Source organism: Limnohabitans planktonicus II-D5 (assembly GCF_001270065.2).
In the GTDB taxonomy this organism is placed as follows: Bacteria; Pseudomonadota; Gammaproteobacteria; order Burkholderiales; family Burkholderiaceae_C; genus Limnohabitans_A; species Limnohabitans_A planktonicus.
The window spans coordinates 221,951-246,590 of record NZ_LFYT02000002.1; the positions used below are offsets into that span (position 1 = coordinate 221,951).

Below are 24,640 nucleotides of genomic sequence, written 5' to 3' on the forward strand. Positions count from 1 at the left end.
ACGGTGCATTGCTCCTGCAGCCCTTCGCATTTCACAGAGCTTCACCATGACCATTCTCCGTCTGATTTCCTCCATGGCCACCAAGCCGCTGCTGGCCGATTTGGTGGCGCTTTTCAAGGCGCAGGCTCCCGATGTTCAAGTCCAGCTTGAATCGGTGGGCGGGGTCGATGCGGCAAAGCGTGTGCAAGCCGGCGAAGCCTTTGACGCGGTGGTGCTGGCCAGCGACGCCATCGACAAGCTGGTCGCCAGTGGCCATGTGCTGACGGGCAGCCGGGTTGATTTGGTGCACTCGGGCGTGGCCGTGGCTGTGCCTGCGGGGGCCGAACACCCTGACATCTCGACCGAAGCGGCCCTGAAGGCGGCCATCCTGGCAGCGCGCACGCTGGGCTATTCAACGGGCCCAAGCGGTGTGCAACTGGCCAAGCAGTTCGAGGCCTGGGGCATTGCAGACCAAATCAAAGACCGCATCGTGCAGGCCAAGCCCGGCGTGCCGGTGGGCAGCTTGATCGCCCAGGGCGAGGTGGCGCTGGGCTTTCAGCAACTGAGCGAAATGCTGGGCGTGCCCGGCATCACCGTGCTGGGCCCCCTGCCCGATGCGGTGCAGATCACCACCACGTTTTCGGGCAGCGTGGCGGCGACCAGCCTGCACGCACAGGTGGTGCGGACCATGCTGGCGTTTTGGGCGTCTCCCGCTTGCAGCGAGACCAAACGCCGCCACGGCATGCAGGCGGCCTGAACAGGCCTGACTTTGACAGGGCAAGCGCGATCTTTATTGATTCGGCCCAGTGAAGTTTTCAATGCTCAAAGATGTTTTCGGCGGTCAAAGCCCCCGACGTGGGTCTGTGCAGCAACCCATAACGTCGGACTCTTCGAGTACCGACCTACGAGATGAAAACATCAAAGATGTTGTAGGTCGTCGGTCGAAGACTCCGACGTGGGCCTGTGCCAAAACCCATAACGTCGGACTCTGCGAGTACCGACCTACGAGATCAATACATCAAAGATGCTGTAGGTCGGCGGTCGAAGACCCCGACGTGGGCATGTGCCGAAACCTATAACGTCGGACTCTTCGAGTACCGACCTACGAGATCAAAGCTCAACGATGTTGCAGGTCGGCGGTCGAAGACCCCGACGTGGGCCTGCGCCGAAACCGATAACGTCGGACTCTGCGAGTACCGACCTACGAGTTGACATGCCTCAAAGATGTTGCAGGTCGGCGGTCGAAGACCCCGACATGGGCCTGTGCCGAAACCCATCATGTCGGACTCTGCGAGTACCGACCTACGAGATCAAAGCTCAAGGATGTTGTAGGTCGGCGGTCGAAGACTCCGACGTGGGCCTGTGCCGAAACCAATAACATCAAACTCTGCGAGTACCGACCTACCAGATGACAGTTCTCACGCATTTCAAATCTCAGCGTGCCGGATCAATACAAAGCATGGCTTGCAGGCTTGACGCCGCATTCGCGTCGGTCAAGTGCTGCCTCGAAGTTCAATGCGGTAAGGCATGACCACGGTTTCGGGCGCCAGTTTTTGCCCGGATCTGGACAGCGCTATGGCTTTGAGCAGCAACTGCCCAGCCACTTTTCCAATGCCTGCGCTGTCGACCGCCACGGTCGTGATTTGCGGGTGACACGCCTGTGCAATCTCAAAGCCACCAAATCCGGCAATCGCCAATCTGCCGGGCACTGACCAGCCCCGGCGCTGACATTCAGACAAGGCACCAAATGCGACGTGGTCTGACACGCAAATGACGGCCTCCAGCTCGGGCCAACGGGACAGCATTTGCACCACCCCTTGGGCACCCGCCTCCATGGAGACAGGGGCGCTGCCAATGGCCAGGGTGCGTGTCGCGTCCAGGTCCAACTGAGCCATCGCTTCCAAAAAGCCCTGCCTGCGGTCCGCTCCCCGTGCATCGCTTTGCGGCAAGCCGCCCAAAAACCCCATGCGTCGATAGCCCTTGGCATGCAGTGCACGCACCAGTTCACCGACCGCCTGGGCGTTGGAAAAGCCCACGTTGTGCGCAATGGGCTGGGTCAGCAAATCCCAGGTTTCCACCACGGGCACACCGGAGGACTCAAGCAATTTTTTGGCCAGAGGTGTGTGGCTCCCCCCCGTCACGACGATGCCTTCAGGCCGCCTCATGAGCAGGGTTCGAATCAATTGCTCTTCGGTCGGCATGTCGTAGTCCGTGTAGCCCATCAACACCTGCATGCCCGCAGATTCGACGGCGGAGGTCAGTCCATGGGCGGTGTCCGAAAAGTTGGAATTGTTCAGAGCCGGGATGAGGGTGGCAATAAAGCCCGAACGCTTGGAGGAAAACGTGCGGGCCGTTTGGTCCATCACATAGCCCATCTCCTGGCAGGTGTTCAAAATGCGTTGCCGCAAGTCTTCGCTGGCATCGCTGCGTCGACGCGTGGACCGACTCAGCGCCCTGGACACGGTCATTTTGGACACCCCCAGTCGAGCCGCAATGTCAGCCATGGTGACCTGCCCCTGGCCATCAGGGGTCAATGGGTCTGCTGGGCGCGAATTGTGTTTGCTCAAAACCTACTCCTGTGCCTGCGGTGAACCGATGTAACGATACCGGTAACGTCATTATTCATGCACATCCGCATCAATAATGATCCGAAATGGTCTTTTGATTGAAATTTATGAATACTTTTCTAGGGTAAATACGAGTTACCGGTAACTCAATTTTCAACGATGATAGGCGTTCTTTCCTGAATCCACTTTGAACGCATGACATCGCTGCAAGTTTTCGACGCCCGAATCGCCCAGATGGCCCAAGGCAGCGGTGCCCTTGAACAATTGTGCAGCGGGGCGGTCTGGAGCGAAGGCCCCGCCTGGCTCCCCCGAAGCGGCGAGCTGATCTGGAGCGACATTCCCAACAACCGCATCTTGTCCTGGCACGCCCAGCATGGCCTGCGGGTTTGGCGAGACAGTGCAGAGTTCACCAACGGGCATGTGCTCGATCAGGGCGGCGACTTGCTCCACGCCTCGCATGGTCAGCGCGCCATCATCCGCACACGGCTGGGCGCGCAGGGCGAGCCACTTGGGGACGAGGTGGTGGTGGACAACTACCATGGCCAACGATTGAACTCTCCTAACGATCTGGTGGTGAAATCGGATGGCTCAATCTGGTTCACCGATCCGCCCTACGGCATCCTCTCGGACCGGGAAGGCCACAAAGCCCCGTCCGAGATCGGTGCCAACCACGTCTACCGCTACTGCCCACAAACGCAAAACCTGAGCATCGCCAGCGACTGGCTGGAGGAGCCCAATGGCTTGGCTTTCTCGCCCGATGAGCGCGTGCTGTATGTGAGCGACACCTCGGCCGCCTTGCGCCAAGATGGCACAGGTCACCACCACATCGTGGCCCTGGATGTCGTGGACGGCACCTGGCTGCGCAATCCCCGCATCTTTGCCGTCATCACGCCCGGTCTGGCCGATGGCTTTCGGGTCGATCGACACGGTTTTGTCTACACCAGCAGCGAAGACAGTGTGCAAATTTTTCACCCGGACGGCACCCGCTTGGGCCGCATCCCGGTGCCCGAAAAAGTGGGCAATCTGTGCTTTGGCGGGCCTGGCGGCGATGAACTGTTCATCTGCGCGAGCACATCCCTGTACCGCATCAGGCTCAACACCCGGGGAGCCACGGCATGAGTGAAGTCTGGCACTGGCTGACCCTGCCGCTCAGCGGTGCATCCGTCCACGCCATTGAGCCGGGGGTGTATTGGCATGCCCGGCTGATGGTGCTGGCTTGGGGCATCTTGCTGCCCGGCGGTGCTTTGCTGGCCCGGTATTTCAAAGTGCTGCCTTCACAAAACTGGCCGGCCGTACTGGACAACAAGGGGTGGTGGCATGGTCACCGCGCACTGCAATGGACAGGCATGGCGCTGGCCAGTGTGGGGATTTATGTCATTTGGAATCAAGCCTCACCGAGTCCCTTGGCCCATGTGCACGGCACAGCGGGCTGGCTGTTGATGCTGCTGGGCTGGCTGCAAATCATGGGTGGGCTCCTGCGCGGCAGCAAAGGCGGCCCCACGGCCTTGCAGCTCAGGGGTGACCATTACGACATGACGCCGCACAGGATCTGGTTTGAGCGCCTGCACAAGTGGCTCGGCTGGGCCTGCGTGCTGGCCGCCATGGGTGTGATGGTTGCAGGCCTGCTGCTGGCCGATGCACCGCGCTGGATGCCGCTGGTGCTGGGGCTGTGGTGGCTGAGCTTGCTGGGCCTGGCCTGGCAATGGCAAAAGCAGGGCCGCTGCATCGACACCTACCAAGCGATCTGGGGGCCGGACCCCCGTCACCCCGGCAATCACCTGCCCCCCATCGGCTGGGGCATTCGACGACCCTTTGAACCACAAAAACATGGCCAATCTTGAACTTCGCAACCTCGTCAAACGTTTTGGCGAGGTCACTGTCGTCAGTGAACTCAACCTGTCTGTCCAGGCGGGCGAATTTGTCGTGCTGCTGGGCGAATCGGGCTGCGGCAAAAGCACCACGCTGCGCATGGTGGCCGGCCTGGAAGAAGTCACCCAAGGCCAAATCATCATTGGCGGCAAAGACGTCACCAACGCCCACCCCATGGCCCGCGACATTGCCATGGTGTTCCAGAACTATGCGCTCTACCCCCACATGGATGTGGCGCAAAACCTGTCATTTGCCCTTCGCCTGGCAGGCCGCCCCCAGGCAGACATCGACGCCAAAGTGGCCTCTGCGGCCAAGATCCTCAACATTGAACACCTGCTCAAGCGCAAGCCCAAAGAACTGTCCGGCGGCCAACGCCAACGCGTGGCCATTGGCCGCGCCATCGTGCGTGAACCCCAGGTCTTTTTGTTCGATGAGCCCTTGTCCAACCTGGACGCCAAACTCAGGGGCCACATGCGGGCAGAGTTGGCCCTGCTGCACCAGCGCCTGGCCAAAACCACGCTGTATGTGACCCACGATCAGGTCGAAGCCATGACGCTGGCCAGCCGCATCGTGATCTTCGACAAAGGCCGCATTCAGCAAGTCGGCACGCCCAGCGAGGTGTTCAACCACCCTGCCAATCTCTTTGTCGCAGGCTTCATCGGCACCCCCACCATGAACTTTTTTGAGGCCCGCCTGCACAGCGTCGAAGGTCAAACCATGCTGCAAATGCAGGACTTTTCTGTGCCTGCACCCGCATGGCTGCTAGCGCAAGCCCTGACGGCAGACACGCCGCTCACCGTCGGCATTCGCCCACAAATGTTGAGCCCCACACCGCAAGGTGGCACGCTGCGCATGAACGTCGAGGTCGTGGAATACCTGGGCACGGAAAGCCAGGTGGTGGGCCGCCTGCCTTCGGGGCAACGCGTGTGCGCGGTGCTGCCAGGCAATGCCAAAGCCGCGCTGCACCAGCCCTTGCACCTGAATGTCGAGCCCGCTTCCTTGCATGTCTTCAACGCCAGCAACGGGCTTTCTTTGAAACCCAGCAGTTCCCCTTCCCTTCACAACACAGGAGACAAATGATGAGTTCATACCCAAGCCGACGCGACGCACTCAAAGCAGGTGCCATCACCGTTTTTGGCGCTGCCCTGCCCTTCAGCGGCGTGCAAGCGCAAAACCGCTACGCCAAATACGCGGGCAAAACCGTGGTGTTCAGCACGCCAGCGCACCCGCACTACGACGCGATGATCAAGATCTTGCCGCAGTTCACGAAAGAAACCGGCATCAAGGTCGAGGTCGACAAATTGGCCATCGGCCGCATGAAAGAAAAGCAACTGCTGGAGATGTCCAAGCCCACTGGCGACTTCGACCTGGGCTGCTACGTCGTCATGTGGAAAGGCGAATATGTGGCCAAGAATCTGATCCAGCCTCTGGACCCCTTCTTTGCCAATCCGGCATTGGCCGACCCCGCCTACGACATGAAGGACATCGTCCCCATCTACCTCGAAAATCTGGGCCTGGTCGGCGGACCCAAAGGCTATTTGGCAGGGCCTGGTGCCAAACTGTATGGCATCCCCTATGGCGCTGAAACCAGCGTTCTGGCGTACCGCCGTGACATCTTTGCCAAGCACAACCTCACGGTGCCAGAAAACTACGAAGACTTCCGCAAGATTTTGCGCATCCTCAAGGACAAGGAAGGCATTGGCGCTTTGGCCAGCCGCGGACAAGCCGGGCACCAGGTGGTGCATGCCTGGCTGCTGCACCTGAACCCGCTGGGCGGCAGCGTCTTTGATGACAAGTGGAATCCCCGTTTCAACGACAAGTTCGGCGTCGAAGCCCTAAAGTTCTTGCAAGAAGTTGTGGCCACCGGACCCGCAGGCATTCCCGGCTACGGTCAGGGCGAGAGCAACACCGCCTTTTTGCAAGGACAGGCCGCCATGTACCTGGACAGCACCTCCATTGCTGGCCTGGTCAACGACCCGAGCAAAAGCAAAGTGGTGGGCAACGTCAGCTGGGCCTTGCACCCTAAAGGCATGCGCCGCGCCTCGCAAAGCGGTGGCCTGGGCTTGGCCATTCCCAAAAATGCCAAAAACCCCGAAGCGAGTTTTTTGCTCATGCAATGGCTCACCAGCAAAGCGCAGGACAAAGCCGTGACGATGGCGGGCGGCGCCCCCATGCGCAACAGCACCCTGCGCGACCAGGATGCGGTGCGCAAGTACCCCGAGTTCATCACCTTCCAGGAAGCGCTGAAATACAGCGCACCCGACTGGCGCCCCATCATCCCGGTGTGGGACACCATCAACGTGCAGGCGCTGGGCGTGGGCTTGAGTGAAGCCCTCACCGGCAAAAAGACTGCTGAAGCAGCCCTCAACGACATGGTTCCGCAGGTCACCGCGATCATGCGCCAAGCCGGTTACAAAATCTGATCGCCCCAAGCCCTTGACATGAAAACCTCCCGCTGGATTGCAGCCCTCTACATTGGCCCCGCTGTGCTCGTCATGGCAGCGGCCTGCCTCTACCCTGTGCTGAGCGCTTTCCAGCTGGCCGGTTATGACTGGTCCATGGGCACACCCTGGGCATCTGCCCAGTGGGTGGGCTGGGACAACGTGATCCAGGCCTTCGCTAACCCGAGGGTCTGGAACAGCTTGCTGACCACCTTGCTGTTTGCGGCCGTCTGCGTCACGGCAGAAATGCTGCTGGGCATTGCGCTGGCCCTGGCTCTGGAAAAACCCGTCAAGGGCATGTCATTTTTCAGAACCCTGTTCATCTTGCCCATGATGATCGCCCCCATCGCCGTGGGCTTGACCTGGCGCTACATTTTTGACGCCCAATTTGGCCTGGCCAATGCCGTGCTCAAACTGCTGGGCCTGAGCGCGCAAACCTGGCTGGCCGACCCCCAATTGGCCTTCATGGCCATCGTCATCGCTGACATCTGGCAGTGGACGCCCTTTGTCTTCATCATGATGATCGCGGCCTTGGCCGGGGTGGACCATTCCGTCATAGAAGCCGCCCGCATCGACGGTGCCAGCTGGTGGCAGCAAACCCTGTGGGTCAAGCTGCCCATGGTCATGCATGTCATTGCCATCACCTTGATGATGCGCCTCATTGATGCCTTCAGGGTTTTGGAGGTGATCTATGTGCTGACCTTTGGCGGCCCGGGTGACAGCACCGAAATCCTGGCCCTGCACATTTACAAAACCGCCTTTGTGGGCCAGCAACTGGGTGTGGCCGCTGCCATCAGCATCTTGCTGTTGCTGGTGGTCACGGTACTCAGTCTGGGCGCTTTGCGTCTTTCCAACCCCATGAAAGGAGAGCCCCAATGAAGCGCTCATGGTGGATGACCACCTCCCACTACACCGTTCTGATTTTTCTGGCTTTGTTGTGCCTGGCACCCATATGGGTGATTTTTGCCACCAGCTTGCGCCAGCAAGTGGACATCTTTGCCGAGCCGCTGAACTTCATCTTCATGCCCACGCTGGAAAACTACCGGGCCGTGATCGAAGAAGACAAGCTCGACCGCTACCTGGGCAACAGCCTGTTTGTCGGCATCGTGTCCACCGTGATCACCCTCGTGCTTGGCTGCATGGCCGCCTATGGTCTGGCCAGGTTCCGATTTCCGGGCCGTCAGGCGGTGGCCTACACCACGCTTTTGCTGCGCACGGTGCCGCTGGCTGTACTGGCCATTCCCGTATTCCTGATCTGGAATGAATGGCAACTGGTCAACAGCCTCTGGGGGCTGGTGCTGTTGTATGTGGCTGTCAACCTGCCCTTCACCATTTGGTTGCTCTACGGCTTTGTGCTGCAGGTGCCAATTGAACTGGAAGAAGCCGCTGCCATCGACGGCTGTGGCCCATTCCAGATCTTCACCAAAGTGCTCTTGCCACTCATGGGGCCGGGTTTGGCGGCGGCATCCATCTTCACTTTCCGCATCGCCTGGAACGAATTCATCCTGGCGCTGGTGCTGACCGATCGGCAAACACGCACCCTGCCCGTCGCGGCCAGCCTGTTCATCACCGACCTGGGCGTGGACTGGGGCAAAGTCATGGCCATGACCAGCCTGATCGCCATCCCTCCGCTGATTTTCACGTTCATCGCAGCGCGGCAAATCATCACCGGGCTCACGGCAGGGGCGGTCAAGGGCTGACCATTGCGGGCGTATTGAATAGCCACTGGCCTGAGACCCTTGATCAGGCCTTTTGAAGGCTTGATTAAAGGGCGGTGAGGCCATTTGGGGTGGCAGCCGCACCCCGTGCGCGATGCCTCGCAAACTGCCAGCCTTCAAATCTCGCGCAGGCTGCAACTTTCACAACCACGCAAACTGCAGAGCATGTGGTCCATTTTTGTGGGAGCTTGCCCTGCAAGCGAAAAGCATGTGGTCCATAAGCGTCTGATCGCCAGCAGGGCTAGCTCCCACAAGGTGCAAGGTTGAAGTCACCCTGCAGACTTAACAGTGCTGGGTTATGGAAACCCGTTACGGTTTGCCAAGGTTTGACCTGACTGCCTGCCAAGCTCATTTCCGGCATCCAAGCTGTCAAAACAGAACCGCAGGCCAACGAAGTCAGGCGGATCTGACCTCGTTCAGCAAATCGGGATGACGATCAAGCAGTTTGAACAGCTTGACCAAGGCCAGGGGTGGTTTGGTTTTCCCGTTCTCGTAGCGCGAGAAGGCATTGATACCCCCGCCAAAGATTTCGGCGGCTTCACGCTGCCCAAGGTCTAGCTTCTTGCGCACCTTGACGATGAATCCGGGGTCAACAATCGCCGCGTTGACCTGCTTGTTGAAAGTCTGCATCTCGCGCATGACACGATCGGTTTCCTGCATGTCGGTGATTGACTCATCGCAGGCAGGGCAAAAATCAGCTGTCACTGCGGGGATGATGGTGTTTTCACCCTTGTAGGTGTAGGGCAGGTCGCGGGTGTCATGGATCAGTTCCGCAGCGCCGCAAACAGGGCATTTCATGGTCATAGCTCCTTGAAAGAAACGATCAGCACGTCATCAATGACTGTGAGCTTAAGGTACACATCGCCCACCTGAGTGCTGGGGCGGTACACGTCCTACCATATCGTGTGATCCGCATGAGCGGTCATGCTCTTGTAAAAATCTGATGGCGTGAGCGCGATGACCACGGCCAGCATTTCGCGCAGTTCCAACCCCAATGCAGTGGCCCCAAGCCTGGCCGAATGGGTTACTCGTACTTTGCCAGCTTCAATGAGAGCTTTGACCACAATCAGCTTGCAATGCGGTGTTGGTTTCTCCATGTTCAAACTCTAACCTAGTTGGTTTTTTTTGACAAGTAGAACCATGCTTGAATGTTCGGCATTTCAGTCATCTTTTACTTTAATTTTGCCCATGCCCCTGTCTCTTGTTTGCGAATCAGGTAGGTGCAAGCACCTCAGGTGTTGATGTATCGGCATCCAAGAGAAAGAACGGCTTTTTCACAGGATTCACTAACCCCAAAGGCCTCAAGCCACATCAACGTCGACGCCCCAGCATCGAAAGACGCGAGCGATCCAGATGTTTCAATGACGCAGGCCTGCGCAAGACAGTTGATCCCGGATAATCAAGGGATGAATCCCCTCCTCGCCAAGCTGCAACCCTACCCTTTTGAACGGCTCAAGCAGCTGTTCGCCAGCGTCACGCCCAACCCTGCTCTTCGCCACATCAGCTTAGGCATTGGCGAGCCCAAGCACGCCACGCCTGCCTTCATTCAGGAAGCGCTCAAGGCATCAGTCGCCAACGGCTTGTCGGCCTACCCGGCCACAGCGGGCGAGCCTGCGCTGCGCAAGGCCTGCGCGGCCTGGCTGCAAACCCGCTACCAGCTGGCGCTGGACCCGGCCACGCAGGTGTTGCCCGTGAACGGTTCGCGCGAAGCCCTGTTTGCCCTGACGCAAACCGTGATCGACCCGACCCGACCCGGGGCCACGGTGGTCAGCCCCAACCCTTTTTATCAAATCTACGAAGGCGCGGCCTTGCTCTCTGGCGCAGAGCCCTACTACGTGCCCAGCGACCCGGCGCGTAACTTTGCCAACGACTGGGACAGCGTGCCTGCCGAGGTCTGGGCCCGCACGCAGCTTTTGTTCGTTTGCTCACCTGGCAACCCCACGGGTGCTGTCATGCCCCTGTCGGAATGGCAAAAGCTGTTCGCCCTGTCCGACCAACACGGTTTCGTGATTGCGTCGGACGAGTGCTACAGCGAGATTTACTTCCGCGAAGAAGCGCCTTTGGGGGGTCTGGAAGCCGCCCACCAGCTGGGCCGTACCGACTTCAAGCATCTGATTGCCTTCACCAGCCTGTCCAAACGCAGCAATGTGCCCGGCCTGCGCAGCGGCTTTGTGGCCGGTGATGCGGCCATCATCAAGCAGTTTTTGCTTTACCGCACCTACCACGGCAGCGCCATGAGCCCCGTGGTACAAGCGGCCAGCATCGCCGCCTGGGGCGACGAAGCCCATGTGGTGGATAACCGCAACCAGTACCGCACCAAGTTTGCCCAGGTCACCCCCGTGCTGGCCGAAGTGCTGGATGTGAAACTGCCCGACGCGAGCTTTTACCTCTGGGCGGGCGTGCCCGAAGGCTGGCAAGGCGACGACGCCGCGTTTGCCCAAGCGCTTTATCAAGCAGAACACGTCACCGTGCTGCCCGGCAGTTACTTGGCGCGGGATTTCAACGGCAGCAACCCGGGCCGTGGCCGCATCCGCATGGCCCTGGTGGCCGAAACCGCCGAGTGCCTCGAAGCGGCCGAGCGCATTGCGCGTTTTGTGCGCGCACACCCGAACAAGGTCTGAGCCATGAACGCCACCACCTGTCACGACACCCTTCGCCTGGCCGAACAACTGATCGCTCGCCCCTCTGTCACCCCCGAAGATGCCGGCTGCATGGATGTGATCGCCGACGCCCTGAAACCGCTGGGCTTTGTCTGCGAGTTCATGGACTCCGGTCCAGACACCTTCCGCGTGCGCAACCTCTGGGCCAAACGCGCAGGCACCTCGGGCCAAACCTTGGCCTTTGCAGGCCACACCGACGTGGTCCCCACCGGGCCACTCACACAATGGGACAGCGACCCCTTCACCCCCACCCACAAGGACGGCAAGCTGTTTGGGCGCGGCGCGAGCGACATGAAAACATCGCTGGCGGCCATGGTGGTGGCGGTGCAAGAGTTTCTGGCAGCCAACCCCAACCCGGTTTTAGGCATCGCCTTTTTGCTGACCAGCGACGAAGAAGGCCCTGCCCTTGACGGCACCGTGGTCGTGTGTGAAAAGCTGCAGGCCCGTGGCGACGCACCACAGTTTTGCATCGTGGGCGAGCCCACTTCGGTGCAACAGACCGGCGACATGATCAAGAACGGCCGGCGCGGCACCATGAGCGGCAAGCTCACCGTCAAAGGCGTGCAGGGCCACATTGCCTACCCGCACCTGGCCGACAACCCGATCCACCGCCTCGCGCCTGCGTTGGCCGATCTGGTGGCCATCCGCTGGGACGAAGGCAATGCCTTCTTCCCCCCCACCAGCTGGCAAGTGAGCAACATCCACGCGGGCACGGGCGCGAGCAACGTGATCCCGGGCGACTGCGTGGTGGACTTCAACTTCCGCTTTTGCACCGAATCCACGCCCGAAAGCCTGCAGAAGCGCCTGGCCGCCGTGCTCGATCAACATGGCTTGAAGTACGAGCTGACCTGGACCATCGGCGGCCTGCCATTTTTGACCACACCCGGCACCTTGGTGGCCGCCGTGCAACAAGCGATTACCGACGAAACGGGCCTGACCACCGAACTGTCTACCACCGGCGGCACCAGTGACGGGCGCTTCATCGCCAAGATCTGCCCCCAGGTGATTGAGTTCGGCCCACCGAATGCGACCATCCACAAGGTCAACGAGCATGTGGCGCTGAGTGACATCGCGCCGCTCAAGGGCATCTATCGCCGCACACTGGAACAACTCAACGCGGGCCTGTCCGCATGAGCGCCCTGACCCTTTCGGGGCTGATCGCGGCATCGGCCAAGCGGCTCACGCAAGCCGGCGTGGCTTTTGGCCACGGCACTCAGAACGCTTTTGACGAAGCCGTCTGGTTGGTGCTCTGGCGTCTGGGTTTGCCGCTCGACACCGATCTTGACGAGGTAAGCCACCAAGACGTGACGCCCGAGCAGCAAGCCGCCTGCGCTGCGCTGATCGAAGAACGCATCACCACCCGCAAACCCGCCGCATACCTGACGCAAGAAGCCTGGCTGCAAGGGGTGTCGTTTTACATCGACGAGCGGGCCATCGTGCCGCGCAGCCTGATCGCCGAGGTGCTGGCCGACGGCACCATCGACGCCTGGCTGAGCGATCAGACCAAACAGGTGCTAGACCTGTGCACCGGCAACGGCAGCCTGGCCGTGTTGGCGGCGCTGGCCTGGCCCGAGGTGCAGGTCACCGGGGCCGATATTTCTGACGACGCGCTGGCCGTGGCCGCCATCAATGTGGAACGCCACGATCTGCAAGAGCGCGTGACGCTGGTGCACAGCGATGGCCTGTCTGCCCTGCCCGGCCCTTTTGATTTGATCTTGTGCAACCCGCCTTATGTGTGCCAGGCCAGCATGGACGCGCTGCCCGCCGAGTACCGTGCCGAGCCGGAACTGGCTTTGGCGGGCGGCACAGACGGCATGGACTTTGTGCGGCAATTGTTCAAGGACGCGCCAGCCCGGATGAGTGAGCACGCGGTGCTGGTGCTGGAAATCGGCAATGAGGTGGAGCACTTCATCGCGGCCTTTCCCGAACTCGAAGTGGCTTGGCTGGATACCAGTGCGGGCGACGACCAAGTGCTGTTGATCACCCGGGAAGCCCTGTTGCGCCACTGAAAAAGTCTTGACGCAGCCAACCGGGTGGCCTCGCCTGTGCGGCCACAACACGGCGCTGGCGGCTGACTTGCGGCGCGCCCAATCGGGTCCTTGGAAGCCTCGTGCCCGTTGACCCAAGCCCACATCGGCGAAAATAGCGGGTTGTGCCCCTTGCAGCGTCAGCCTCAAGCTGACCACGCCCCTTATCCCGGAACCTGTCCGGTCACTGCTTTTTCATGATCAACCTCAAAAACGTCACCCTTCGCCGCGGCACCAAAGTGCTGCTGGACCAGACTTCGGTCACCCTCAACCCCGGAGAAAAGGTCGGTTTGGTTGGACGCAATGGTGCGGGCAAGTCCACCTTGTTTGCCTTGTTCAACGGCACGCTGCACGAAGACGGTGGCGACTTTGACATGCCCAAAGCCTGGCGCATGGCGCAGGTGGCACAGAACATGCCTGAGACAGACCAGCCCGCCAGCGACTTTGTGCTGGAAGGCGACACCCGCCTGGCCGAGTTGCGCCAACGCCTGGTGGCCGCCGAAGCCAGTGGCGACGGCATGGAAATGGCCCACGTCTACACCGACCTGGCCGACGCGGGCGATCACGACGCCCTGCCCCGCGCCGAAGCCCTGATTTTGGGCTTGGGCTTTCGGGTGGATGAACTCAACAACCCGGTCAACAGTTTTTCGGGCGGCTGGCGCATGCGCTTGCAGCTGGCCCGGGCGCTGATGTGCCCGTCCGACATCCTGCTGCTGGACGAGCCCACCAACCACTTGGATTTGGATGCCTTGGTCTGGCTGGAGGCCTGGTTGCAGCGCTATGCGGGCACCATGATCGTGATCAGCCACGACCGGGAGTTTCTGGACGCGGTGACCGATGTCACGCTGCACATTGACCACGCCAAACTGACCCGCTACGGCGGCAACTACAGCGCGTTTGAAATCTTGCGGGCCCAACAGATGGAGCTGCAACAGGCCTCGTTTGCCAAGCAGCAAGACAAGATCGCCCACTTGCAAAAATTCATCAACCGTTTCAAGGCCCAGGCCAGCAAGGCCAAGCAGGCGCAAAGCCGTGTCAAAGCGCTCGAGCGCATGGAAAAAGTGGCTCCGTTGCTGGCCGAGGCCGAGTTCACCTTTGGCTTCAAGGAACCAAACAACCTGCCCAACCCGATGCTGGCGATCAGCGATGCGAGTTTTGGCTACGTGGTGGACGATGAGCCCAAAGCCATTTTGCAAGGCGTGAGCAAATCGGTGCTGGCCGGGCAGCGCATCGGCATTCTGGGGGCCAACGGCCAGGGCAAATCGACTTTGGTCAAAACCATCGCCCGCACCATGCCGCTGTTGGCGGGCACGCTGACCGAAGGCAAGGGCCTGAACATTGGCTACTTTGCGCAGCAAGAACTCGATGTGCTGCACCCGCAGGACAACCCGCTGGAACACATGATTCGTCTGGCCAAAGAGCTGGGCCCGGGCAGTGGCGAACCCAGCCGCGAGCAGGATTTGCGCAATTACCTGGGCACCTTCAACTTCTCAGGCGACATGGTCAAGCAGACCGTGGGCACCATGAGTGGCGGCGAAAAAGCACGCCTGGTGCTGGCCATGATCGTGTGGCAGCGGCCCAATTTGCTGCTGCTGGACGAGCCCACCAACCACCTGGACTTGGCCACGCGCGAGGCGCTGTCGATGGCGCTCAACGAGTTTGAAGGCACCGTCATGCTGGTCAGCCACGACCGCGCCTTGCTGCGCGCCGTGTGCGACGAGTTCTGGATGGTGGGCCGGGGCAAGGTCGAGCCGTTTGATGGCGACTTGGACGATTACCAGAAGTACCTGCTAGACGAGTCCAAGCGTTTGCGCGAAGAAGCCAAAAACTCGGCGAAAAATGCCGTGTCAGTGGCAGCACCCACGCAAGCAGTCGTGGTCGCCGAAGTGCCCAAGCCTGCACCCGTGACCGCTGCCAGCAGCCCTGTCACACCCGCCCTGAGCAGCGCCGAACAACGCAAGCAAGACGCCCAGCGGCGTCAACAACTGGCCGCGCAAACACGGCCACTGAAAAAAGAGCTGGAGCAAAACGAACAGCGCATGGCCAGCATCGAGGCTGAAAAGAGCGCCTTGGAGCAGCTCTTGAGCACACCGCTGTCCCCTGCTGACATTGCGGATGCTGGACGAAAACTCAAAGCGCTCAGCGATGAGTTCACCACCCTGGAAGAGCGCTGGCTGGAATTGACGCAGCTGCTGGAAGAAACGGCCTGAATCTCAGGCGCTGCCGGTCATCAGACAGATGTCGGGGTCTTCGACCACCGACCTACAAGAAATGCTGACCCCGTAGGTCGGCACTCGCAGAGTCCGACATTGTCTGTCTCACCGCAACGCCCAGCACGAGCGCTACCGGTCATCACACAGATGTCGGGGTCTTCGACCGCCGACCTACAAGATATGTTGTCCCCGTAGGTCGGTACTCGCAGAGTCCGACGTTGCCTGTCTCACCGCAACGCCCAGCACGAGCGCTATCGGTCATCACAAAGATGTCGGGGTCTTCGATCGCCGACCTAAAAGAAATGCTGTCCCCGTAGGTCGGCACTCGCAGAGTCCGACATTGTCTGTCTCACCGCAACGCCCAGCACGAGCGCTACCGGTCATCACACAGATGTCGGGGTCTTCGACCGCCGACCTACAAGAAATGCAGCCCCCGTAGGTCGGCACTCGCAGAATCCGACATAGTCTGTCTCACCGCAACGCCCAGCACGAGCGCTACCGGTCATTACACAGATGTCGGGGTCTTCGACCGCCGACCTACAAGAAATGCAGTCTCCGTAGGTCGGTACTCGCAGAGTCCGACATTGCGCATTTACCCACCTACCACGGACCAGCCCGCGTGTTGGTCGGCTTTATTGTTTTCGTATTCCCAGGATGTACCGCAGCGGTCGCAGCGGTAACGGGTGATGGTCACCTGGCCCGTTTCACGGGACTCTTTGCGGTTGCTGCCTTGAACCAGTTCTGCATGACCTGGAGCACGTCGCCAATTGCGCTGTATGCCGGTGCAAGGTTCGCACAGCACCATTTTTTTCAATTCATTTTGGATGTTCGATTCGGCAGACATGTCGTGACGCTTTCCGATGGGTTTGCGTGGAATGCGCCCATCCGTGAAGAAACCATGAAAAAAGCACTTTGTACCGAAATACAAAGTGCTTTTAAATTTGGTGGGACCAGCGGGGGTCGAACCCACGACAAACGGATTAAAAGTCCGCTGCTCTACCAACTGAGCTATGGTCCCTTTGCTGCATTGCGGTGCACTGCAGCAAGACTCAAATTATAGCGTCTTTTTCAGGGCTTCCCGAGTGAAGTTGCCAAAAAGTTCAAAATTTCAGAGGCTGCGCACATGCCAAATGTGGCGGTCACACTGACCACCGATCCGTAACCGTGACAGTTGAGTGAACCATCGCCTTCGATGGCGCAAGACGCATCAGGCGGGGCCACCGATTCACGGCTGAACACGCCACGAATGCCCATGCGTTTGCCATCGCGGGCAGCACCATGGTGTTTGCGCAAACGGTAGCGAACTTGCGCCAGCAAGGGGTCATGCGTGATGTTGGCCAAATCATCGACATCCACTTTGTGCGCCAAGCGCTTGCCGCCTGCTGCGCCCACGGCGACAAATCCGATGCGGTTCTCAAGGGCCCACTGCGCCATGCAAACTTTGGCCTTGACCTGATCGCACGCATCGATCACGGCATCGGGCACGCTGGGCAACAGACCAGGCCAGTTGTCGGGGGAGACAAAATCGTCCACTGCATCCACCAGACACTGCGGGTGGATCGCGGCAATGCGCTCACGCATGGCCTGAACCTTGGCCTGCCCGGTGGTGTGGGTCAGGGCATGAATTTGACGGTTGATGTTGGACTCGGCGATGTGATCCATGTCGATGAGCGTCAAACGTGCCACGCCACTGCGAGCCAGTGCCTCGGCGGCCCAGGAACCCACCCCGCCGATGCCCACCACGACCACATGGGCCTGACGTATGCGCTGTGCACCCAGCACACCATACAAACGGGTCAATCCCCCAAAACGGCGGGCTTCATCGGATTCGACACGTTCGGTCATGCCAGCCGCTCCGCACGATACAGCTGCCATTTCAAGGCCAGCCAGGCCCCCATCACAATACCGGCCACAGCCACAAAGCTGCCCCAGCTCAGGGTCGACAGGCCAGACAGCCCCTGGCCGATGGTGCATCCCAGGGCCAACACGCCGCCCACGCCCATCAAGGTGCCGCCCAGCAGGTGCAGGGCCAAATCGCCAGTTTGTGAAAAGCCCTCCCAGCGAAAACTGCCGTCGAGTTGGGCGCTGACAAATGTCCCCAGCATAACGCCCAGGGCCAGCACCATGCCGGTGGTCAGACGTTTGCTGCCATCACTGAAGTACATGAAAGCGTCCCCCCACATGGCCACGGGCGCGGTGAAACTCATGCTCTCCATGCGGCCACTGGCAGTGCCTAAAAAGACGGGTTCCAGGGTTTGCGGATGTTCGGGCACAAAACCCAGCACACCGCTGACCCACCACATGGCGACCACCAAAGCGCCCACCCCTAAACCAGCCCAGAGGTTGGATGACTGTCTGAATGCAGATTCCTTGAGTACCCACAAGCCCAATGACAGGCCGATGAGACCTGCTGCCACCGCCCATGACAGTGGCAAAGCCCAGCCCGTCCACCATGCCAACGTCTGCCCGACGAAGGCCCCGTGTGGCAAGGCCAAGGCCACAGGGTCCAGGTATTGCACTCGCCACACCGCAGGCAAGCCGCGCATGGTCGCCAAGGCACTGATGCCCATGACCATCAAGACCACAAGAGATTTCAGGTTGCCTGCCCCCAGTCGCACCAGCGCTTTGCTGGCACAGCCTGACGCCAGAACCATGCCGACACCAAACATCGTGCCGCCCAGACCGTATGACAGCCATGGCAATCGGTCAGCGGCGTAGACGGTGTTCAAAGGACTGATCGCGCCCCAACCAGACAGGGCACCCACACCCAGCACAGCCAGGGAAATGGCCAGCACCCATTGGCGCAATCGGGTCGTATCGCCCATGATGACCCAGTCGCTCAGGGCACCCATGGTACAAAAATGGCTGCGGTGCAGCACCCCCCCCATCATCAAACCCAGCAGCAAGGTCACGGCTGTGACCTCAAGGCTTTGGGCCTGCAAGGCTGCCATGGTGATCAAAGCAAACGCTCCATCAGCGCAGGCGCGCCAAACGGTCACGGGCTGTGGCCGAAGTTTCCGAGTTCGGGTAAGCCTTGATCAAATCTTCGAGTGATTTGCGGGCAGCCTTGACGTCCTTGAGTTCCAATTGCACGTTCGAGATGGCCAAAAGGGCTTCAGGCGCACGCGGGTGAGCCGGGGCCTCATTGAGCATGCGCTGGAAATTGCCCAAAGACTCTTTGTAGGCCTTGGTGGCGTATTGCGCATTGCCCAGCCAGAAAAGGGCCGAGGGCAAATAACCGCTTTGGCTGTAACGCAGAACAAACTGATTCAATGAAGTTTGCGCTGCACCGAAATCTCCCTTGCGGAAGATCTCCATGCCCGCCTCGAATTCACGCTTTTCGGCGGGATCGGCCATGAATTCCCTGCCGTCGACTGAGACCTTCAGGGGTTCAAAGCGGCGCAAGCGCTCGTCCAGACCCGATTGGATGTCTTTTTGCCGCAACTGAACATCGCTGACATCACGCGCCAAACGCTCTTGGGCACCTCGGCCTTGTGAAATTTCGGCTTTCAGGGCGTCTATTTGCGCCTGAAAGTCCAGCAGTGAACGGCGCAATTGGGCGTTTTCTTCGCTCAAGGCTTTGCTGGTTTGCTCCAGACGTTGGCGCAACTCCAAAATGGCGCGGCGCGCGTCATCGTCTTCAAACAGACCCGCCTGAGCGGTGCCCAGCACACCGGCCAAAGACAAAGCCACCACCCAACGCAGGCCTGGGCGGCAAGGTGTGCGACTGAAGGAGCGCGCGGCAATCAAAAGCGTGTTCATGGCCATCAATACCTGATTTCAACGCGACGGTTTTTCGCGTAATCCAGCTCTGTGGCACCTTGGGCAGCCAGCTTTTCCTTGCCGTAGCTCACTGCCTCCAATTGGCTGTCCGAGACGCCAAGCAAGGTCAGTGCCTGACGCACAGCCTCGGCCCGTTTTTGTCCCAGCGCCAGGTTGTACTCGCGGCCACCGCGCTCGTCGGTATGACCTTCCAAATTGGCCTTGCGTTGCTTGTTGGCTTGCAGGAATCGCGCGTGGTTTTCAATCACTGGGCGAGCGTCTGCACGCACAACAAAGCTGTCGTAATCGAAATAGACCACATGCGCAACACCCGCAGGCCCGATGCCGGAACCGACTTTGTCGGCATTGACATTGGACACCCCTGTTTGCGAACTCATGTCCACGCCTTTTGCGGTCACCCCCGAAGAAGCGCGGGCAGATTTGTCTTCGACGGGCACCTCATCCAACTTCACCCCCGATGCACAACCGGCCAACAAGGCTGCCAACAACATACCCGCCCAAATTTTCTTCATGTTCCACCTCATTGATTAAAAAAACAAATGTCTCAAACTCATTTCCACATCGGACCCCAATGGGGCTCCCGAATGTCACCGCCCTGCCCCGCCAGGCGAGCACGGATGCGCCCGTCCAAGGTGGTGGTCATCAGGGCCTCGCGACCTTGCTGCACCGTGGCGTACATCACCAAGCGGCTGTTGGGTGCAAAGCTCGGGCGTTCATCGGCCGATGTGTCGGACAGCGCCGTGACTTGACCTGAATTGACGTCCATCAGATGCAGGCGAAATTGCCCACCGATGCGCGAGATGAAGGCCAGCCAGCGGCCATCCATGCTGACGGCAGGCGAAATGTTGTAGCTGCCCGAAAAAGTCACCCTTTCAGCCGGGCCGCCTTGCGCAGGCATGCGATAAATCTGGGGGCTACCACCTCGGTCGCTGACGAAATACAAGGCAGTGCCATCGGGCGAGAAAACGGGCTCGGTGTTGATGCTGCCCGCCTGCGTCAAGCGGCGCGGCTCGCCCCCGGCCAGATCGATGCGAAACAGTTGCGATCCGCCATCGCGGCTCAGTGTGGCCACCAAAGACTTGCCATCGGGCGCCCAAGTGGGGGCACTGTTGGAGCCCTTGAAGTTGGCCACGGCGCGGCGTTGACCCGTGGCCAGCTCGTGCACATACACCACGGGTTTGCGCGACTCAAACGACACATAAGCCAGCTGTGTGCCGCTGGGTGACCAGACGGGCGAAATGATGGGCTCCGGACTCATCAAGGCCGACTTGGCCCCTTCACCATCGGAATCGGCAATCCACAGGGTGTATCTGCCTGAGGTCTTGGTGACATAGGTGATGCGGGTGGCAAAAACACCCGGCAAGCCGGTCAACTGCTGATAAGCCCAGTCGGCCACACGGTGTGCCGACAAACGCAAATCGGCGGCCACCACCGTGTCTTTGTAATCGGCTTTTTCCTGACCCTTGACCGTATCCCACAAGCGCGCACGCACATCATAGCGGCCATCGGCCAAACGGGTGATGGAGCCAGCCAACAAAGCCTCAGCTGACAACTGCCGCAAGGCAGACCAATCGGGTCGACTCATTTCATCGAGCTGGACGCTGCCAAACGCCAAGCCTTTGAACTGACCACTGCGCTCCAGATCATTTTGAACAATGCTGGCAAATTTCTGTGGCGCTGTCGCTTCACCTTTGAATGGCGCGATCACCACCGGCAACTGCGTCATGCCTACGCCCGTGACTTCGACGCGAAACTCGGCCTGAGCTGACACAGTCATGCCGCCGGCCAGACACAAGGCCATTAACCATTTGAACAAGCCGCCAGACGGGCTCATGTGCAGCGAAAAAAGCTTCATAGGGGCAGCAGGGTTGTGGACAAAATTCGAAGGCCCGATCGTACACCGTCAAGATGACCCATTGGCAGGATGCACACGCCTTGTTACGGTCAAAAAAGGGCTGCTGTTGCGCCAGCGCAGGCCCAAGACGCTCAGTGGCCTGGAATGCCCTGCTTACAATCAAAGCGCCCATGACGCCAAATACCCCCGAACGCCCCCCCCAGACCATCCGCAGCCGACTGGTCCGCCTGGCCCCCTACTTTGCCAAGCAACGTGGCATCTGGACGGTGGCCACCATGGCCACGCTGGTCGGGGCGCTGACAGAGCCCCTGATTCCTGCGCTGTTTCAGCCCTTGCTGGACAAAGGCTTCACTGAAAACAGCCTGCCCTGGTGGTCCATCCCGATCGCCGTGATCGGTTTGTTCACCCTCAGAGGCATCGCACACTTTGTCGGGCAATATGCCCTGGCACGCATCACCAACGATGGCATGGAAAACCTGCGCAAAGACATGTTTGCCCAGTTGTTGCGCGCCGACATCAGCTTGTTTGGTCGCCAATCGGCCAGTGCCCTGTCCAACACTGTGGTCTACGAAGTGCAAAACGGCACCAACCAGCTGATATCTGCCCTCATTGGCCTGGCCAGGGACAGCTTCACGTTGCTGGCCTTTGTCGGCTTTCTCATGTGGATCAACTGGAAACTGACCCTGGTGGTGTTCACCGTGGCTCCAGCCTTGAGTTGGACCATGAAAGTGCTGTCCAAACGGCTTTACAGGCTGACCAAGGCAGGCCAGCAAGCGACCGATGACTTGGCCTATGTGGTGGAAGAAAACGTGCTGGCGCACCGCATGGTGCGCTTACATGGCGCACAAACCCAGCAAATGAACCGATTCGCAAGCCTTGGCTACCAGCTCAGAAGGCTGGCCCTGAAATCGACCGCCTCATCTGCGGCCATAGCACCTTTGACCCAGATCCTCGCCGCGATCGCCCTGTCGGTGGTTCTGGTGATCGCCCTGATGCAAAGCAAAAGCGGGGCTTCTGGTGCCACCGTGGGCGGCTTTGTCGCCTTCATCAGCGCCATGCTCATGATGGTGGCCCCCATCAAACGTCTGGCCGATGTGGCCAACCCGCTCACCCGTGGACTGGCCGCGCTGGAGCGCTGCCTGGCTTTGCTCAGCGATGCACCTGCCGAAACACAGGGCCAACACCAGGTGGACAAGGCCCAAGGCGCGATCGAGTGGAAAGGCGTGCATGTGCAGTTCAGCCCCGACAGCGCTCCGGCATTAAGCGGTGTCGATCTGTTGGTGCAACCGGGCGAAACCGTGGCGCTGGTGGGCACCTCTGGGGCAGGCAAAACCACCCTGGTGCAACTGTTGCCCCGTTTTGTTCAAGCCAGTGCCGGCCAGGTGTTGCTCGATGGCGTGCCACTTCAAGACTGGCAACTGGCCAGTTTGCGCCGACAAATGGCGATGGTCAGCCAGGATGTGGTCATGCTCAACGACACCTTGGCCGCCAACGTCTGCCTGGGCCAAGCCCCGGATCGTGCGCGCATCCAGTCATGCCTGGAAGCGGCCAATTTATCGGGGCATGTGGCACAACTGCCCCAGGGCATGGACACCCTGCTCGGCCACAACGCGGGCGAGTTGTCTGGCGGTCAGCGCCAACGCCTGGCGATTGCCCGAGCCCTGTACAAAGACGCGCCGATTTTGATTTTGGACGAGGCCACGTCGGCCTTGGACAATGCCTCCGAGCGCCTGGTGCAAGAAGCCTTGCAGCAACTCATGAAGGGCCGCACCACCCTGATCGTGGCGCACCGACTGTCCACCATCGAGCACGCAGACAGGGTGGTGGTCATGGACAAGGGCCGCATCGTGGAGCAAGGCGCACCGGCTGCGCTGCTGGCCGCAGGCGGTGCCTACGCCAGGCTGCACAACCGGGGTGAGTGGATCACGGGCGAAGACAACAAGCCTGCATAAATGCAAGCAGCCTCTCAAAGAGCACCGCAAGCAGTCTCATTTCGCCTGGGCACCCAGCAAGAACCGAGTCACATCACATCAACACGATGTCGTACTGCTCAGGCCCCATGGAGGCCTCGACTTGCAGCGATATCGGTTTGGCTATGAAGTCCGACAAACCGGCCAGGTGCTGGCTTTCTTCGTCGAGCAACAAATCAATCACCGCTGGCGCTGCCACGACCCGGAACTCTCGCGGATTGAACTGCCGAGCCTCACGCAAGATTTCGCGCAGGATGTCATAAGCCACCGAACGCGGGGTTTTGACAATCCCCTTGCCCTGGCAGCTCGGGCACGGCTCGCACAGGATGTGGGCCAGGGACTCGCGGGTGCGCTTGCGCGTCATCTCCAGCAGACCCAATGAGGAAAAGCCCCCCGCCATTGTCTTGACGCGGTCGCGCGCCAGTTGCTTGCGAAACTCGGCCAGCACCTCATCCTTGTGTTCAGCACGGGACATGTCAATGAAGTCGGCAATGATGATGCCCCCCAGATTTCGCAGCCGCAATTGCCGTGCTATGGCCTGTGACGCTTCCAGATTGGTTTTGAAAATCGTGTCCTCAAAATTGCGCGCCCCCACATACCCCCCCGTATTCACGTCCACCGTGGTCAGCGCTTCGGTCTGGTCGATAATGAGGTAGCCACCAGACTTCAAGTCCACCCGACGCCCCAGCGCCTTGGCGATTTCCTCGTCAATGGCATACAGGTCAAAAATCGGTCGCTCGCCCTTGTAGTGTTGCAAACGCTCGGCGGCTTTGGGCATGAACTCACGGCCAAACTCGACCAACTTGCCAAATTGCTCTTGAGAGTCAATGCGTATGCTTTGTGTGGCCTCCCCCACCAGATCTCGCAAGACGCGCTGCAACAGCGTCAAGTCCTGGTGCAGCAAGGAAGGCGGCGGCAAGCGCATCGAAGCCTCTTTGATGCGTGCCCAGGTCTTGCGCAAATAGGTGATGTCGTCTTGCAGCTCTTCGTCGCTGGAGTCCTCTGCATTGGTGCGCAAAATAAAGCCGCCACCTGCCGGCCCGGCCAAGGCCTGCACGCGTTTGCGCAAAGCATCGCGCTGCTCGGAGGGGATTTTTTGCGACACACCAATGTGATCGTCTTGCGGCAAAAAGACCAAATGGCGGCCCGCGATGCTGATTTGCGTCGACAGGCGGGCCCCCTTGGTGCCCATCGGGTCCTTGATGACCTGCACCATGATGGCGCGGCCCTCAAACACCTGCTTTTCGATCGGCACCATCGGCTGACCTGTGCGGGCCGCGGCGGCCTCGCCTTCGGCGTGCTTTTGCCACACATCGGCCACATGCAAAAAAGCCGCTTTGTCCAGACCAATGTCAATGAAGGCCGATTGCATGCCAGGCAAGACGCGGGCCACCTTGCCCAAGTAGACATTGCCCACCAAACCGCGCTCGAGCGTGCGCTCAACGTGCAACTCTTGCACCGCGCCAAACTCCACCACCGCCACCCGTGTTTCCTGGGGCGACCAATTGACCAAAATATCTTGTTGCATGGTGGGTAATCAGAAGGAAAGAGTTGAAAC

21 protein-coding genes, 1 tRNA gene and 1 pseudogene are annotated in these 24,640 nt (G+C 59.9%); 12 read left to right on the forward strand and 11 right to left on the reverse strand.

The window, feature by feature from the left end:
* Window positions 1–46: 46 nt before the first annotated feature.
* A complete protein-coding gene (locus tag H663_RS22735; RefSeq protein WP_053175964.1) occupies window positions 47–736 on the forward strand; it encodes a substrate-binding domain-containing protein in 690 nt (229 codons plus the stop codon).
* 736 nt (window positions 737–1,472) lie between these two features.
* On the opposite strand, the gene H663_RS22740 is transcribed toward H663_RS22735, so the two are convergent.
* A complete protein-coding gene (locus H663_RS22740; protein WP_240620319.1) occupies window positions 1,473–2,546 on the reverse strand; it encodes a LacI family DNA-binding transcriptional regulator in 1,074 nt (357 codons plus the stop codon).
* A gap of 195 nt (window positions 2,547–2,741) precedes the next feature.
* Between H663_RS22740 and H663_RS22745 the strand changes: the two genes are divergently transcribed.
* The 6 genes from H663_RS22745 to H663_RS22770 are packed head-to-tail and all read left to right on the forward strand — an operon-like array spanning window position 2,742 to window position 8,556.
* Window positions 2,742–3,665 carry an SMP-30/gluconolactonase/LRE family protein gene (locus H663_RS22745; RefSeq protein WP_053175963.1) on the forward strand — a complete coding sequence of 308 codons (924 nt, stop codon included), beginning with the start codon at window positions 2,742–2,744 and terminating at the stop codon, window positions 3,663–3,665.
* Window positions 3,662–4,387, forward strand: a complete 726-nt coding sequence (locus H663_RS22750) for a cytochrome b561 domain-containing protein (protein WP_240620321.1) — start codon at window positions 3,662–3,664, stop codon at window positions 4,385–4,387. The genes H663_RS22745 and H663_RS22750 overlap by 4 nt, the downstream gene beginning before the upstream one ends.
* Entirely contained in the window at window positions 4,374–5,495 is a 1,122-nt protein-coding gene (locus tag H663_RS22755; RefSeq protein WP_053175961.1) for an ABC transporter ATP-binding protein, read from the forward strand. The genes H663_RS22750 and H663_RS22755 overlap by 14 nt, the downstream gene beginning before the upstream one ends.
* Window positions 5,495–6,838 (forward strand): ABC transporter substrate-binding protein, encoded by a 1,344-nt coding sequence (locus H663_RS22760; protein WP_053176941.1) that lies wholly within the window; start codon window positions 5,495–5,497, stop codon window positions 6,836–6,838. The genes H663_RS22755 and H663_RS22760 overlap by 1 nt, the downstream gene beginning before the upstream one ends.
* An 18-nt stretch (window positions 6,839–6,856) precedes the next feature.
* Window positions 6,857–7,735 carry a carbohydrate ABC transporter permease gene (locus tag H663_RS22765; protein ID WP_053175959.1) on the forward strand — a complete coding sequence of 293 codons (879 nt, stop codon included), beginning with the start codon at window positions 6,857–6,859 and terminating at the stop codon, window positions 7,733–7,735.
* Window positions 7,732–8,556, forward strand: a complete 825-nt coding sequence (locus tag H663_RS22770; protein WP_053175958.1) for a carbohydrate ABC transporter permease — start codon at window positions 7,732–7,734, stop codon at window positions 8,554–8,556. Before H663_RS22765 ends, H663_RS22770 begins: the two co-directional genes overlap by 4 nt.
* A gap of 414 nt (window positions 8,557–8,970) precedes the next feature.
* On the opposite strand, the gene H663_RS22780 is transcribed toward H663_RS22770, so the two are convergent.
* On the reverse strand, window positions 8,971–9,372 hold the full coding sequence (locus H663_RS22780) for a type II toxin-antitoxin system MqsA family antitoxin (RefSeq protein WP_053175954.1): 402 nt from the start codon (window positions 9,370–9,372) through the stop codon (window positions 8,971–8,973).
* A 2-nt stretch (window positions 9,373–9,374) separates the two neighbouring features.
* Window positions 9,375–9,671 (reverse strand): annotated as a pseudogene (locus tag H663_RS22785) (type II toxin-antitoxin system MqsR family toxin).
* 309 nt (window positions 9,672–9,980) lie between these two features.
* Here H663_RS22785 and dapC point away from each other — a divergent pair.
* The 4 genes from dapC (at window position 9,981) to H663_RS22805 (ending at window position 15,471) form a co-directional block, all read left to right on the forward strand.
* On the forward strand, window positions 9,981–11,195 hold the full coding sequence (dapC, locus tag H663_RS22790) for a succinyldiaminopimelate transaminase (RefSeq protein WP_053175953.1): 1,215 nt from the start codon (window positions 9,981–9,983) through the stop codon (window positions 11,193–11,195).
* A 3-nt stretch (window positions 11,196–11,198) separates the two neighbouring features.
* Window positions 11,199–12,368 (forward strand): succinyl-diaminopimelate desuccinylase, encoded by a 1,170-nt coding sequence (gene dapE, locus H663_RS22795; RefSeq protein ID WP_053175950.1) that lies wholly within the window; start codon window positions 11,199–11,201, stop codon window positions 12,366–12,368.
* On the forward strand, window positions 12,365–13,243 hold the full coding sequence (gene prmB / locus H663_RS22800; protein ID WP_053175948.1) for a 50S ribosomal protein L3 N(5)-glutamine methyltransferase: 879 nt from the start codon (window positions 12,365–12,367) through the stop codon (window positions 13,241–13,243). The genes dapE and prmB overlap by 4 nt, the downstream gene beginning before the upstream one ends.
* 215 nt (window positions 13,244–13,458) lie before the next feature.
* Complete coding sequence (locus H663_RS22805; RefSeq protein WP_053175946.1) at window positions 13,459–15,471, forward strand: ATP-binding cassette domain-containing protein; 2,013 nt, start codon at window positions 13,459–13,461, stop codon at window positions 15,469–15,471.
* A gap of 595 nt (window positions 15,472–16,066) precedes the next feature.
* Here H663_RS22805 and H663_RS22810 read toward each other — a convergent pair.
* From H663_RS22810 to tolB, 7 genes are all read right to left on the reverse strand, one after another.
* On the reverse strand, window positions 16,067–16,318 hold the full coding sequence (locus H663_RS22810) for a hypothetical protein (protein WP_053175944.1): 252 nt from the start codon (window positions 16,316–16,318) through the stop codon (window positions 16,067–16,069).
* Between the two features lie 98 nt (window positions 16,319–16,416).
* A tRNA-Lys gene (locus tag H663_RS22815) sits at window positions 16,417–16,492 on the reverse strand.
* A gap of 50 nt (window positions 16,493–16,542) precedes the next feature.
* A complete protein-coding gene (locus tag H663_RS22820) occupies window positions 16,543–17,319 on the reverse strand; it encodes a tRNA threonylcarbamoyladenosine dehydratase (protein WP_240620322.1) in 777 nt (258 codons plus the stop codon).
* On the reverse strand, window positions 17,316–18,425 hold the full coding sequence (locus H663_RS22825; protein WP_053175941.1) for a YeeE/YedE family protein: 1,110 nt from the start codon (window positions 18,423–18,425) through the stop codon (window positions 17,316–17,318). The genes H663_RS22820 and H663_RS22825 overlap by 4 nt, the downstream gene beginning before the upstream one ends.
* 22 nt (window positions 18,426–18,447) lie before the next feature.
* Entirely contained in the window at window positions 18,448–19,236 is a 789-nt protein-coding gene (ybgF, locus tag H663_RS22830) for a tol-pal system protein YbgF (protein WP_083451371.1), read from the reverse strand.
* A gap of 5 nt (window positions 19,237–19,241) precedes the next feature.
* Window positions 19,242–19,769, reverse strand: coding sequence for a peptidoglycan-associated lipoprotein Pal (gene pal / locus H663_RS22835; RefSeq protein WP_083451317.1), 528 nt, complete (start codon window positions 19,767–19,769; stop codon window positions 19,242–19,244).
* A 38-nt stretch (window positions 19,770–19,807) separates the two neighbouring features.
* A complete protein-coding gene (gene tolB, locus H663_RS22840) occupies window positions 19,808–21,058 on the reverse strand; it encodes a Tol-Pal system beta propeller repeat protein TolB (RefSeq protein ID WP_240620332.1) in 1,251 nt (416 codons plus the stop codon).
* A gap of 224 nt (window positions 21,059–21,282) precedes the next feature.
* Here tolB and msbA point away from each other — a divergent pair, with 224 nt between their 5' ends.
* The gene (msbA, locus tag H663_RS22845; protein WP_053175936.1) at window positions 21,283–23,064 is read left to right on the forward strand and encodes a lipid A export permease/ATP-binding protein MsbA; all 1,782 of its coding nucleotides are present in this window, start codon (window positions 21,283–21,285) and stop codon (window positions 23,062–23,064) included.
* Window positions 23,065–23,137: 73 nt separating this feature from the next.
* Here the strand turns inward: msbA and rng are convergent, their stop codons facing one another.
* Window positions 23,138–24,610: a ribonuclease G gene (rng, locus tag H663_RS22850; RefSeq protein WP_053175934.1), complete on the reverse strand. Its 1,473-nt coding sequence runs from the start codon at window positions 24,608–24,610 to the stop codon at window positions 23,138–23,140.
* Between the last annotated feature and the right edge of the window lie 30 nt (window positions 24,611–24,640).

Bases quoted from the DNA above. Each gene is read 5' to 3' on its own strand.
- rng (WP_053175934.1), bottom strand. From the start codon at position 24,610: ATGCAACAAGATATTTTGGTCAATTGGTCGCCCCAGGAAACACGGGTG.
- pal (WP_083451317.1), bottom strand. From the start codon at position 19,769: ATGAAGAAAATTTGGGCGGGTATGTTGTTGGCAGCCTTGTTGGCCGGT.
- msbA (WP_053175936.1), top strand. From the start codon at position 21,283: ATGACGCCAAATACCCCCGAACGCCCCCCCCAGACCATCCGCAGCCGA.
- H663_RS22745 (WP_053175963.1), top strand. From the start codon at position 2,742: ATGACATCGCTGCAAGTTTTCGACGCCCGAATCGCCCAGATGGCCCAA.
- H663_RS22825 (WP_053175941.1), bottom strand. From the start codon at position 18,425: ATGGCAGCCTTGCAGGCCCAAAGCCTTGAGGTCACAGCCGTGACCTTG.
- H663_RS22735 (WP_053175964.1), top strand. From the start codon at position 47: ATGACCATTCTCCGTCTGATTTCCTCCATGGCCACCAAGCCGCTGCTG.
- tolB (WP_240620332.1), bottom strand. From the start codon at position 21,058: ATGGCCTTGTGTCTGGCCGGCGGCATGACTGTGTCAGCTCAGGCCGAG.
- H663_RS22760 (WP_053176941.1), top strand. From the start codon at position 5,495: ATGAGTTCATACCCAAGCCGACGCGACGCACTCAAAGCAGGTGCCATC.
- H663_RS22805 (WP_053175946.1), top strand. From the start codon at position 13,459: ATGATCAACCTCAAAAACGTCACCCTTCGCCGCGGCACCAAAGTGCTG.
- H663_RS22770 (WP_053175958.1), top strand. From the start codon at position 7,732: ATGAAGCGCTCATGGTGGATGACCACCTCCCACTACACCGTTCTGATT.
- ybgF (WP_083451371.1), bottom strand. From the start codon at position 19,236: ATGAACACGCTTTTGATTGCCGCGCGCTCCTTCAGTCGCACACCTTGC.
- H663_RS22750 (WP_240620321.1), top strand. From the start codon at position 3,662: ATGAGTGAAGTCTGGCACTGGCTGACCCTGCCGCTCAGCGGTGCATCC.
- H663_RS22810 (WP_053175944.1), bottom strand. From the start codon at position 16,318: ATGTCTGCCGAATCGAACATCCAAAATGAATTGAAAAAAATGGTGCTG.
- H663_RS22765 (WP_053175959.1), top strand. From the start codon at position 6,857: ATGAAAACCTCCCGCTGGATTGCAGCCCTCTACATTGGCCCCGCTGTG.
- dapC (WP_053175953.1), top strand. From the start codon at position 9,981: ATGAATCCCCTCCTCGCCAAGCTGCAACCCTACCCTTTTGAACGGCTC.
- H663_RS22780 (WP_053175954.1), bottom strand. From the start codon at position 9,372: ATGAAATGCCCTGTTTGCGGCGCTGCGGAACTGATCCATGACACCCGC.
- H663_RS22755 (WP_053175961.1), top strand. From the start codon at position 4,374: ATGGCCAATCTTGAACTTCGCAACCTCGTCAAACGTTTTGGCGAGGTC.
- dapE (WP_053175950.1), top strand. From the start codon at position 11,199: ATGAACGCCACCACCTGTCACGACACCCTTCGCCTGGCCGAACAACTG.
- H663_RS22820 (WP_240620322.1), bottom strand. From the start codon at position 17,319: ATGACCGAACGTGTCGAATCCGATGAAGCCCGCCGTTTTGGGGGATTG.
- prmB (WP_053175948.1), top strand. From the start codon at position 12,365: ATGAGCGCCCTGACCCTTTCGGGGCTGATCGCGGCATCGGCCAAGCGG.